8 protein-coding genes are annotated in these 13,004 nt (G+C 43.3%); 5 read left to right on the top strand and 3 right to left on the bottom strand.

What is annotated here, in order from left to right; genetic code table 11:
• Positions 1 to 271: 271 nt before the first annotated feature.
• Entirely contained in the window at positions 272 to 1,213 is a 942-nt protein-coding gene (locus G561_RS0103760) for a D-2-hydroxyacid dehydrogenase (protein WP_028858355.1), read from the top strand.
• Positions 1,214 to 2,018: 805 nt separating this feature from the next.
• Here the strand turns inward: G561_RS0103760 and G561_RS0103755 are convergent.
• The 3 genes from G561_RS0103755 to G561_RS0103745 form a co-directional block, all read right to left on the bottom strand.
• The gene (locus G561_RS0103755; RefSeq protein ID WP_028858354.1) at positions 2,019 to 2,552 is read right to left on the bottom strand and encodes an REP-associated tyrosine transposase; all 534 of its coding nucleotides are present in this window, start codon (positions 2,550 to 2,552) and stop codon (positions 2,019 to 2,021) included.
• 773 nt (positions 2,553 to 3,325) lie between these two features.
• Positions 3,326 to 4,126 carry an SDR family oxidoreductase UcpA gene (ucpA, locus tag G561_RS0103750; RefSeq protein WP_028858353.1) on the bottom strand — a complete coding sequence of 267 codons (801 nt, stop codon included), beginning with the start codon at positions 4,124 to 4,126 and terminating at the stop codon, positions 3,326 to 3,328.
• Positions 4,127 to 4,287: 161 nt separating this feature from the next.
• A complete protein-coding gene (locus tag G561_RS0103745) occupies positions 4,288 to 5,178 on the bottom strand; it encodes an EamA family transporter (RefSeq protein ID WP_028858352.1) in 891 nt (296 codons plus the stop codon).
• A 148-nt stretch (positions 5,179 to 5,326) separates the two neighbouring features.
• Between G561_RS0103745 and G561_RS14940 the strand changes: the two genes are divergently transcribed.
• From G561_RS14940 to rbbA, 4 genes are all read left to right on the top strand, one after another.
• Positions 5,327 to 6,430 (top strand): fructosamine kinase family protein, encoded by a 1,104-nt coding sequence (locus G561_RS14940; protein WP_051584351.1) that lies wholly within the window; start codon positions 5,327 to 5,329, stop codon positions 6,428 to 6,430.
• Positions 6,431 to 6,665: 235 nt separating this feature from the next.
• The gene (locus G561_RS0103735) at positions 6,666 to 8,591 is read left to right on the top strand and encodes an ABC transporter ATP-binding protein (RefSeq protein ID WP_037031607.1); all 1,926 of its coding nucleotides are present in this window, start codon (positions 6,666 to 6,668) and stop codon (positions 8,589 to 8,591) included.
• Positions 8,592 to 8,783: 192 nt separating this feature from the next.
• Complete coding sequence (locus tag G561_RS13890; protein ID WP_051584350.1) at positions 8,784 to 9,911, top strand: HlyD family secretion protein; 1,128 nt, start codon at positions 8,784 to 8,786, stop codon at positions 9,909 to 9,911.
• A gap of 257 nt (positions 9,912 to 10,168) precedes the next feature.
• Complete coding sequence (gene rbbA / locus G561_RS0103725) at positions 10,169 to 13,003, top strand: ribosome-associated ATPase/putative transporter RbbA (RefSeq protein ID WP_037031606.1); 2,835 nt, start codon at positions 10,169 to 10,171, stop codon at positions 13,001 to 13,003.
• Position 13,004: the final 1 nt, after the last annotated feature.

Here is a 13,004-nt window from a genome sequence, read left to right as displayed (position 1 = left end):
AAAGTTAGCAAATTCTACACCTAATCTTTGAAAACACCTTTTCCTATCGATTTTTTTGCTATTTTAACAACTAATCACTGTCCTTAAAAAAATACTCGCATAATCTTTGTAAATAAATAGCTAATTTAGCACTTAGTTTTGGAACTTTGGGTTACAGTGTTAGCATGTTGAGTATTGGCTGGCTTTATTGTATCAATAATCACAGAGGTAAGCCTAAGCCCCTTTTAGTAATAGTTAAATTAAGCAACAGTAGAATAATTAGGAGAGATTTATGAAAGCCGTATTTTTGGATAGAGGGACTTTTTTGGATGACGTGAACTTGCCCGCCCCTAACGGAGTCACTGATTATGTGGTCTATGAGGATACCGAGCAAGATGATCAGCTAATTATTGAACGCTGTAAACAGGCTGATATTATTTTTTCTAACAAAGTAAAGCTCAATGCCGATATCATCTCAGCCCTGCCCGACTTAAAGCTAATACAACTGACGGCTACTGGGATGAATAACGTTGATGCAGAAGCTTGTAAAGCACACGATGTCGAGCTATACAACGTGGCAGGCTATGCGGTAAAAAGCGTACCAGAACATACCTTTATGCTGATGTTAGCCGCCCTACGTGCTGGGGTTTATTATCATGATAAAGTCAGTGATGGTACTTGGGAGCAGGCTGGTAGCTTTTGCTTAATGGACGTGCCCTTGATTGATTTAGAGGACAAAACTTTAGGGATTATCGGAGTCGGCACCATTGGTAAACGAGTCACTGAGATTGCCAAAGCCTTTGGGATGAAAGTATTGTGGGCAGAGCATCAAGGCAAAGAGCCTCGCAGTGATGACTATACCGACTTTGACACCGTGCTTGAGACGTCCGATGTCATTAGCCTGCATTGTCCCTTAACTGAGCAAACCCAGCACCTAATTAACCAAGACACGCTGGCCAAAATGAGCAAAAAACCATTAATCGTTAACGTAGCTCGCGGCGGTGTGGTGGACTCAAAAGCCTTAGCCGACGCGGTGAAAAACGATCAAATTATAGGTTATGCCACCGATGTCTTCGAACAAGAGCCAACCACCAAGGATGACCCTTTACTACAATTGGCCGATCACCCCAGAGTCATCTTTAGCCCGCACAATGCTTGGGGCAGTAAAGCCGCTCAACAGAAGCTGTGGGATATCTTGAGTGAGCAAGTGAGTGAGTTTATTGCTAAGCAGTAAAAGACAAAGAACAAAAGATAAAAGCAAATGAGCTTCAACATCGGAGCATTTTAATGAGGGAGAATTATGCGGGGCAACGGTAGTCTTTCTTTACAGGCTATGGCCGTGCCTCGTCCCTCGGCGAAGAGCAGAAGCCGGCTTTATTACTGTAAGTATCGACTTAGAACCGTAGGCTATGGCTTCCTATTAGGGTAATCACTTAAAACACTTAAAACGTAGGCTGTGGCTTTCTATTAGTACTGAAAACTCTTGAAACGTAGGCTGTGGCTTTAGCCCAGCTACTGATAAGTTTTAAATTTGGCTGCTTTTTTAGAGCAATTATTAAAAAAACTTGATATGTAAAATGTGGCTTTCTGTTAGGTCATTCACTAAATACACTTAAACCGTAGGCTGTGGCTTTCTGTTAGGTCATTCACTTAAAGCTCTTGAACCGTAGGCTATGGCTTCCTATTAGAGTAATTACTTAAAATAGTTGAAACGTAGGCTGTGGCTTCCTATTAGAGTAATTACTTAAAGCTCTTGAAACGTAGGCTATGGCTTCCTATTAGGGCAATCACTTAAAATAGTTGAAACGTAGGCTGCGGCTTCAGCCCAGCTATTGATAAGTTTTAAAACTTGGCTGCTTTTTTAGGACAATTATTAAAAAAACTTGATATGTAAAATGTGACTTTCTATTAGAGTAATTACTTAAAACACTTGAAACGTAGGCTGCGGCTTTAGCCCAGCTATTCTATTAATAACTTTTAAAATTTTGCTGGGCTAAAGCCACAGCCTACCTAAACCATTTAGTCCTAAAATGACTTGCCTAGTCATACTTCACATCGATGGTATCGAATAAACCATTTTCACCCCAATCTTGCGTATATATTCCTGCATCAATAAACTTACGCAATGTTGAATACTGCCAATCTTTTGGACTATTCACATAGCCATGTTTAACCGGATTGAAGTGTATATATTCAATATGTCTCTGATAATCTAGATCATCACGTATGCGATGTTCCCAAAATCTTCTTTGCCAAATACCTCTTTCACGCTTTTTTTGTCGTGATTGAGATATTGACTCTTCTTTATTCATTCGACGAGAGAACTGGCTTTTCAAACTGGCAATAATTATTGAATAGTTATTGCTACTCTCAGGTAATGTCAGAATCATGTGAACATGGTCGGGTAAAACGACCATCGCATCCAAATTGAAATCATAGTTCTTTTTGGTGTCACGGTATGCCATACGAAATTCAGCGATGTAATCCGTCAGCAGTGATGACTGCCTATCTTGTAAGACGAAGGTTATAAAGTAGCATCCGCCATAGGTATTGTCTCGAATATAGCGACGCATTTATTGACCTTGTAAATATGGATTTTAAAAACCAGATGCTTTTATGTTGTGGCGCAAGCTTCAAAAGTTTCTAAATTTAACTTTATTCTACCTAATGAATATCAAGTTAGCTTATTTAAATATTTAACTTGAAATGTAGGCTGTAGCTTTCTATTAGGGCAATTACTTAAAATACTTGAAGCGTAGGCTGTGGCTTTAGCCCAGCTATTCTATTAATAACTTTTAAAATCTGGCTGGGCTAAAGCCACAGCCTACATGTTATGGATTGCACTTTAGCATACGCTCAATACCCAGCTTTACGTCGACCACATCGTTTTAGCCCATGCCTGGTGTTTATATCCTTAAGGAGTAGACAGATTCGTAACTCTTTAAGGTCATTTGGTAGATGGTAATGGAGTCTGTGAATTTTATTGATGAACTAGGCAATAATAACAACCTTTTCTTTGAATATAAGATACTACTCACTTTTCTTTTAATTGGATAGCAGCTAATTAAATTATATTTAATGTTTACTACATCAGAACATCACCCCCAAAAGAGTACAAATATCCAAACAACAGCCTCACAGTGCTTTTTAGCCCGCACAATGTTTGGCGCAGTAAGGTGGTTCAACAGAAGCTGTGGGATATCTTGAGTGAGCAAGTGAGTGATTTTATTGCTAAGCAGTAAGGGCTTTGATAAAAAACAATAAAAAACCACCTTCTTTAAAAGAAGGTGGTTTTTTGTTGTGAGCGTATCGTATTTAGATTAAAGTTTAGTTACTCAAAATATAACTACTCAGCCGTACCCATACTTATAGTTTCAGGTAGAGTTGCGCCACCATCGATAACCACTTGTGAGCCAGTTAAATAACTTGACTCATCGCTGCCTAAGAAAGCAAATAGCTCACCCACTTCGGTCGGTTTTGCCAATCTTTTCATCGGTACAGATTGAGCAATGGAATCAATCGCCTCTTCTGGATTATCAGGGTTTGATTCTGATGCCATTTTTTCAACCATCGGAGTACGAGCATAACCTAGCTGTGTGCAGTTAACCCGAATATTTCTGTCAGCATATTCAACGGCCAGACACTTGGTTAGACCCACTAAGGCTGATTTGGTCATGGCATAAGCGGCTTCACCTGCGTCAGCCACCAGATCACCTGTTACAGATGAGGCAATAACAATGCTACCTGCGCCTTGCTCTAGCATCTGCGGGATTACTGCTTGGCAGGTATTCCAAACCCCTTTGATATTCACATCAATATGAAAGTCACGCATCTCATCACTCATTTGCTCAAACGGTGCTAATTGGCACACGCCGGCATTACAACAAGCAATATCAACTTTGTTAAAAGCATCCAAGGTTAGCTTTACAGCCTCTTGCATTTGAGCTTTGTCAGTGACATCACCAACATAGGTGATCACCTCTGCTTGATAGTCCTTACGAATGCGCTCAGCGGTTTGCTCAACGCTATCGGACAAATCAATCATACAGATTTTTGCACCATGCATCGCATATACGCTCGCAATGCCCTCGCCTAGACCTGTTGCCGCTCCAGTGATGATGGCGACTTTATCGGTTAGTTTTGCCATGATGAACTTCTATTGATTCAGGTTTAAGAGCCAATTTTTTTTGAGAGCTTATGTTTTTGAGAGCTAATACTCAAAGGTTAAAGTAACGTTTAACAGCTAAACGAAACATTCACCCTCTTTAAGATAGCAAATATCTATTGCCTCCGAAACAACCCTCTCTGCTATAAAAACAAAACCAACACACAAACAATAGCCAACCCAACACCCAACATATTGATCTTATTAAGCTTCTCTTTAAAGACAAAAACGCCCACCACAGTAGCCACAGCAATTACCCCTACGTTCATCCCAGTAAATACCATGCTTGGAGAGTCTGAAAGCAGTTGATGAGCTTTAATATAGGCATAAATATTACCCATATTTAACGCGCCTAATAGCAGACCTGAAGCCAAAGCTTTGCTCTGCCATTGAGTCTTATTGACCAGTAAATATAAAAATAACAGTAGCCCAGCTATACCGAAGGCGATAAATATGGTCAACGGAAAAGCAGCCCCCTGCTTAGCCACTTGTTTGAATAAAATATCAATAACACCGTAGCCGAGCCACACCCCTAGCAGCCAAAACCAGGGGGCTACCTTCTTTGAGCCAGAATTTTCATTCAGGTGCGTCGGAGTCTTGACGAAGCGACCGGCAACGATCGCATCAGGTTTCCGGTACAGCAAAGCTATCAGAGCCATAAAGCCTATAAATATTCCCCAAGTGCGTTGCAGGGTTAGCACTTCATCAAATAGCAAAAATGCAGCTGCGATAGGAATGATAAGCGACAACCGCTGTGCAGCATCCGAAGCAATCATCCCGACCGATTCAATGGCACGCCCCAGAATAACAAACACCAACGGCAACAAGATGCCCAGCAGTAGTATAATGGTCCAAGAACTGCCTAAATCCGCCGTGGCACTAAGGTCTGGCTTTAATAAAAGCCAAGTTAATAAAAAAGCCACAGGATAGCCGGCCACGATGGTTTGACGAATATCGATATTATTTTGACGTAACACTTTAAGTAGCACCGAAACAGCGACACTACAAAGGACAGCAATGATAAGGTAGGTCATAACGGGAGAATCCAAAAGTAATATGTAACAATATATTACAGTCTAACAAATTTTAACGTCATTTACCGTTTTCTTTGCTTGATACTTCGATATAACCCCTAAGCTACGTTAATTTGACTCAATTCATTTACCTATTTGGCTTATGACGATGAATCATTTAGTTTCTGAAACTACAGATCCAAACTCAATAAATGCTTTTCTAGAGACTGTCCCACGCTTTGACAGCCTAATTGAAGCCATAAACTCGCTTAGCAGTACCGTTATTGACTCCATAGATGATGTCAATCTAAAGCCGGTCTCTGGCGGTGATATTAATGACTCTGGTTTACTAACTTTAGATAGCGTTGACCCTGAGCATAGGCAAATATTTTTGAAACAAAATAGCGTGGATAATGCTCGCCTACTCTCTGCCGAAGTAGCGGGGCTAGTGGCCATTCGGGCGACGGGGGCTCGCACCTGTCAACCGTTATGCTTTGGCATAGATAATGAGCTAGGGTGTAGTTTTTTATTATTATCGGTGATTCACTCTTCTCAAGGCTCAAAAGGTGCTACTAATAAATCACAGGGTTGGCATGACTTAGCCTCACAACTGGCTACTTTACATCAAGCACTGCCACCACAACCTGATTCAGTAGAAGCCAAGGCTACAAACCCAGATACTGAGGCCCAGCAGCAAACTGAGCAGCAAATCCAGACATGGTACGCGGGATGGTTTGAAGATAACTTTATCGGTAGCAATCCTCAGTACAATCCTTGGAGCGCGGACTGGCATGAGTTCTTTGCCACTCAAAGATTGGGCCAACAAACCAAAATGGCATTCGACAAGCAACTGATAAACCGCCAAACCGTACAACAGATCGAGCGAATACAACACAAATTACAGCAATATCTACCTGACTATCCGCTGACAGATAATACAGGTCAACCTAGACCTAGCCTGCTACATGGTGACTTATGGGCCGGGAACGCGATGTTAGGCAATACCTCAGCCAATAGTAGCGAAGTGCTTGGGTACTTGATCGATCCTGCTGTCTACGTTGGCCATCCTGAAACTGATCTGGCCATGACCCAGTTATTTGGAGGTTTTAGCAAGGAGTTTTATGACGCTTATGCCGGTTATGGCCTAGTTGAAGAAGGGTTTACAGATCGGTTAGACGTATATAACCTTTATCACTACCTTAATCATCTGAACTTATTCGGTAGCGGCTATTTGAGCGCAGTACAGCGTATTGCTAACCGCTTTGGCAGCTAGCCTTACTAGTTGGATTTTATTTAAGTCGTTTAAGTTGCCAATTTATACCTCATATAGGGCTTGGCTAATGGCTTTTTGAATGGGCTAATGCCTCAATATTGCTTACAGCGCCAATAGCTTTTTTGAAGTTCAACCTCTGTTTTAAGTTCAATTTCACTTACAATAAGCGTAATATCACAACCAACATCGCACCCCGCCCAACGCCAAAAATAACTATAAATAGTAATGAATGCCTATGAATAAGCTGTTTAATTTCTTCGAAACCCGTTTATCGGCCTTCCCAGAGAATAAAATCCCGTTGCCGAAACAGGGATTATTTAAGTTTCTTTGGGCCTGTACCTATGGGCTACGTAAATGGTTAATCCTATTTATGATATTCACCGCAGGTATCGGGGTCTATGAGGCGTTACTGTATGCTTGGATTGGGGATCTTGTCGACTGGATGGGCATTTATACCCCTTCCACACTTTGGGCGGAGAAAAGTGGCACCTTAAAGCTTATGTTTGCGGTATTGATACTGAGCCCTATCTGGGTAGGTTTGGCCTCTTTGGTGCATTTTCAGGTGATCCAAGGGGTGTTCCCGATGCAGATGCGCTGGCGTTTTCATAAACGCATGCTGGGTCAATCGATGGAATTCTATCAAAACGAGTTCTCTGGCCGAGTTTCTGCCAAGGTAATGCAGACCGCGCTGGCGGTACGAGAGACCATTATTACCGTCGTCGATATGATGACTTACGTCTTAGTGTTCTTTGTGACCAGTGGCATCATTTTATTTCAGCTTGATAGCCTACTGCTTATTCCCTTTGCTCTTTGGATAGTCATGTTTGGCGCAACGTTATGGTATTTCTTACCTAAACTGAGACAAACAGCGAGTATTCAAGCCAATGCCCGAGCACTGATGACAGGGCGTATTACCGATGCTTATGCCAATATCATGACAGTTAAGCTATTTAGCCATTCTCGGCGTGAGCTGGGCTATGCTAAAGCAGCGATGCAACAGTTTTTGGGCACAGTACATGCTCAGATGCGTTGGGTGACTACGCTGGAGTTCGTCAACCATCTAGTCAGTGTCACCTTAATCGGTAGTACCGCCGCTATTGGTCTTTATCTCTGGCAACGAGGTGATGTTGGCGTTGGGGCGCTGGCGATGGCGACGGCAATGGCCTTAAGATTGAACAGCATGACCCACTGGATTATGTGGCAGATGGCCAGCTTGTTTGAGAGTATCGGTACCGTACAAGATGGTATTCGCACTTTATCTACACCACAAAAAGTGGTGGATGTCGCCGATGCCAAAGAGTTGACTATCAAAGAGGGCCATATTAAGTTTGAAAACGTAGACTTTGGTTATGAAGGCTCTTCTAAAGCGAGTATGGGTCTTAAAGTCGCTACCGCAGAGGATAGCCTTGATCATAGCGAGGCGCCAGGCAACTATGTCAAACTGCTTGATAACTTTAATTTGGATATCAAACCTGGCGAAAAGATCGGTCTCGTAGGTCGTTCTGGAGCAGGCAAATCGACTCTGGTCAATCTATTATTACGCTTCTATGATGTTGACTCTGGGCGTATCACTATTGATGACCAAGCCATTGACCAGGTGACCCAAGAGAGTCTACGTCGCCAGATTGGTATGGTGACTCAAGACACCTCGCTGTTACACCGTACCGTGCGTGAGAACATTGCTTATGGTCGTCCTACAGCCACTGATGCGGAGATTATTGAGGCGTGTAAAGAAGCGCAGGCTTGGGAGTTTATCCAAGAGTTGCATGATGCAAAAGGCCATACCGGTCTGGATACCCAAGTGGGTGAGCGTGGTGTCAAACTCTCAGGGGGTCAGCGTCAGCGTATCGCCATCGCTCGAGTGATGCTAAAAAATGCCCCTATCTTGCTACTTGATGAAGCGACCAGTGCCTTAGATTCCGAAGTCGAGCATGCCATTACCGAAAGTCTTAATGCGATGATGGAGGGCAAAACTGTGATTGCCATTGCCCACCGTCTGTCCACTATTGCTGCCCTAGATCGCTTAGTAGTCATGGACAAAGGCCAGATCATTGAACAAGGCACCCATGAAGAGCTATTGGCAAAAAATGGAGTATATGCAAGTCTTTGGGAGCGTCAGAGTGGCGGTTTCTTGGGTGAAGATGACAGTGAAGACAGTTAACGTTATTATGGTTTATCTTTAGCCTTATTGCTATAAGGGTTAAGGTCTTAGATAACTAATAAAAACGGGGTTGGGCTAACCTATTTACTTGACAATAAATTCAAGCTCGGATTTAATCTTCAAAAGTATATGATTATTAGATTATTCTATATAAACTAATTAGCTGATAACAATGACTGCTTAGGAACTGTTATGAAGAAAAAGAACATATGGATTTTAATTCTGCTACTTGCTATCGCTATTATTGGGTTCTTTATCTGGCAACACTATCAGTCAGGCTCAGATCTCCCTGAAGGTATTGTCAGCTCAAACGGTAGATTGGAGTTAGAACGTTTTGACATCGCTAGCCTTTACCCAGGACGTGTGGAAGAAATGCTAGTCGATGAGGGTGATGAGGTAGAAAAAGACCAAGTGTTGGCTCTGCTCTCCTCTACTCAAAGCGAAAGCAATCTTACCGCAGCCAAAGCCGATGAACAACGAGCTCGCCAACTTGTTTCCCAAGCAAGAGCTGGACGAGCCCAAGGTGAGCAGACCGTTGCTCGTGCTGAGGCTGAGATTAATGCCAGATTAGAACAACAGAAAGTTGCCAAACTGGAATTGGATAATGCCCGTCAAATGCGCCGTGAAGGCCTAATTTCTCCCGCAGAACTAGACAAACGATTATCAGCCTACAATGGCGCGGTATCAGCGGTACAAGCTGCTAGAGCAGCTCGTTCTGAAGCTGTGGCCGCTCTTAGCAGATTAGATGCCCAAATCTCAGAAGCACAAGCAGGCGTCGAACAAGCAAAAGCTCAAGAGAGCGCTGCTGCCTCAGCCAACGACGACATGTCTATTCGCAGTCCCAAATCAGGCCGAGTTGAGTATCAAATTGCCAAAGTAGGCAGTGTCATTGCCGCTGGCAATAAAGTTGTAAGCTTACTAGACACCTCTGATGTGTTTATGAATATCTTCTTACCTAATGAGCAAATGAGCTCTTTAGAAGTAGGCGATGAGGCTCGAATCGTACTCGATGGCGTAGATATGGTCTGGCCGGCAGAGATCAGCTATATAGCCCATGAAGCTCAATTTACGCCGAAGTCTGTAGAGACCCAAAATGAGCGTGAAAAACTTATGTTTAAGGTGAAACTAAAGCTGCCTGCTGAGACTGCTCTAAAATATAAAGGTCTGCTAAAAGGAGGCATGACAGGGATGGGTTATGTGCGTACTAATGCGGATACTGCTTGGCCTGAAAACTTAAAGATTAAACTCGCTGAACCTACCTCACAGCCTGAATCTCAAGCTAATACTGATCCAAAATTAGAAACTACAGGCCAATCCTAGTTATTTTTTTATAGCTACTAAGCCATAGGTATAAGTTATTGCTTCTTATCACAGTAACCGCAGCCTTCAACAAAGCACGGTAGAAGACAAAACAGCAAAGGTTGTTTATACAGCGGTAGATAAGAGATAAGCAGCTGTCTGTTTATATAGAACCACAGTTAGAAGCACACTGCCCTAGTCTTTGACGCTAACCTAAGCCATTGACGCTAACGTTTTGGGGTAATTCATCACTGTAAAATTGGATTACGAGTAAACTAATGATACAAGCTGAGAGTGAATACATAGACCGTGACTCTGCCGTGACTGTGCAAGATGTATCGCATCATTATAATAAAACAGTAGCACTTGAGCAGATATCATTGACCATCCCAACCGGAACAACGGTTGGCCTCATCGGCCCAGATGGGGTGGGAAAATCCACCTTATTATCCCTCATCGCTGGTGTTAAAGTGATACAGTCAGGGTCAGTCAAAGTATTTGGTGAAGACATGGCCAACAAAGAGCATAGAGAGAAAATGCTAAAACGCATTGCTTTCATGCCGCAAGGTCTTGGTCATAACTTGTACCCCACTTTATCTGTTTATGAAAACATCGAATTCCATGCGCGGTTATTTGGCTTAAATGCTCGTGAGCGAAAGCTACGCATTGAACGTTTGTTAAAGGCTACCGGACTTGATCCTTTCCCTGACCGGGCAGCAGGTAAGCTATCTGGGGGTATGAAACAAAAATTAAGTCTGTGCTGCGCGCTGGTAAACAACCCTGATTTACTTATTTTGGATGAGCCTACCACCGGCGTGGATCCCTTAGCTCGTCGTCAATTCTGGACATTAATCGAAGACTTGCGCAGTGAACGTGAAGGTATGACTGTGCTGGTTGCCACCGCCTACATCGATGAAGCCGAAAACTTCGAACACCTGCTAGCGATGGATGATGGCAAGCTGCTAATTGACCAGCCCACTAAGACGGTGATGCAAGAGTATGATGCTAAGTCCCTTGAAGAGGCTTATGTCAAACTACTACCTCCCGAGAAGCAGCAACAAGCCAAAGGACTTAAAATCACTCCTTTTGAAGCGGATCCTAACTCCCCTCCAGCTATTGAGGCCGATGGCCTTACCAAACGTTTTGGCGACTTTACCGCCGTTGATCATGTCAGCTTCCGTATCGAAAAAGGGGAAATCTTCGGCTTTTTAGGCTCTAATGGCTGTGGTAAATCTACCACTATGAAAATGCTAACTGGCCTTATTGAAAGTACCGAAGGTAGCGCTAAGTTACTCGGTCAACCGGTAGATGCCAGCGACATGTCGACCCGGATGCGTGTGGGCTATATGTCGCAAGCCTTCTCTTTGTACACCGAACTCAGTGTCCGCCAAAACCTTGAGCTACACGCCCGCCTGTATCAGATCGAAGGCGAACGCGGTGAACAAGCCGTCGAAAAAATGTTACAGCAGTTTGAGCTAAAACAAGTTGAAGATACCCAGCCTGAATCCTTATCTCTAGGTATGAAGCAAAGGCTGCAGCTAGCGGCGGCTTGTTTGCACCAACCCGAAGTGTTGATTTTAGATGAGCCAACCTCAGGGGTTGATCCTGCTGCTCGTGATATGTTTTGGCAACATCTACTGAAGCTTTCACGTGAAGACAAAATCACTATTTTCGTTTCTACCCACTTTATGAATGAAGCGAGCCGCTGCGATCGTATCTCTTTTATGCACCGAGGCCAAGTGCTTGGCATTGGTACCCCAGAGGAGCTTATTGAAAATAAGCAGGCGCCTAATCTGGAAGAGGCTTTTGTTCAATATCTAATCGATGCTGAGAACGAAGACGACCCAAATAGTGAGGGTGTCGAAACCTCGCAACAAGAGCCAGAGCAGCAATCTGAAGCAATGGCACAGTTGAGCAATATCAAGCCAGACAATTCAGATAGAACAGACAATCCAGAAGTTACAGCGGATAAAACCGAAGGCATTAAGTTTTGGTTTTCTTCAGTATGGACCTTTGCTACTCGAGAAAGCAAAGAGCTGATGCGCGATAAAATCAGGCTGTTTTTTGCTATTTTTGGGCCCATAATCTTGATGGTTATGACCGGCTGGAGTATCTCTTTTGATGTTAATAACCTGCCTTTTTCTGTTTTGGATCAGGATGATTCGGCACAGAGTCGCCAATTAGAAGAATACTTCTCTGGGAGCGACTATTTTATATCTCAGCCTCCTGTACAATCTCTCGATCAAGCCCAACGAGCTTTAAGGAGCTCTGAGGCGAAAATGATTATCGACATTCCAACAGACTTTGGTCGCGACTTGATAGCACAAAGACAGCCTGAAGTGAGTTTTTATATCGATGGCTCATTACCCTTTAACGCTGAGACTATGCAAGGTTATGTCGGAGGCATAATGATGACGTATACCATGGATAGGATACAAGAGACCGGGCTACCCCTGGATTTAACACCAGCCGCTTCTTTAGAACCCCGGTTTATGTACAACCAAGACTTTAGAAGCGTCAACGCGGTTGTCCCCAGTGTATTGATGATGGTATTGATGCTTATCCCAGCGATGATGACCGCATTGGGCGTGGTCCGCGAGAGAGAGGTTGGTTCAATCTCCAACCTATACTCCTCACCGGCGAGTGTTGCCCAATACCTTTTAGGCAAGCAGCTACCTTATGTTGGCCTGGGATTGATAAATTATATTCTACTGGTAATTATGGCGGTATTTTTATTTAAAGTCCCTTTCAAAGGCTCCTTTACTGCCATGACCTTTGGGGCAATATTATTGATTTATGTGTCTACCGGTCTAGGGTTATTAATCTCAAGTTTTGTGCGCACTCAAGTTGCAGCTTTGTTTGTGACGGCTATCGTGACCCTTATCCCAACCATTAATTACTCAGGGCTACTATACCCGCTATCGAGTATGGGCGATGTGGCTCATGCTATCGGTATTGGTTTTCCAGCCTCTTGGTATCAACGCATTAGTATTGGTGGCTTTACTAAGGGTTTAGGTTGGTCGAGCTTCGGCAGTGAATATGCGATGTTGGCACTATTTGCTCTGATCTACATCACCTTGGCCTGTTTATTTCTAAAAAAACAGGAGGTATAAA

The organism is Psychrobacter phenylpyruvicus DSM 7000 = NBRC 102152, from assembly GCF_000685805.1.
Classification (GTDB): Bacteria; Pseudomonadota; Gammaproteobacteria; order Pseudomonadales; family Moraxellaceae; genus Psychrobacter; species Psychrobacter phenylpyruvicus.
This window is presented reverse-complemented; position numbering and strand designations above follow the sequence as displayed.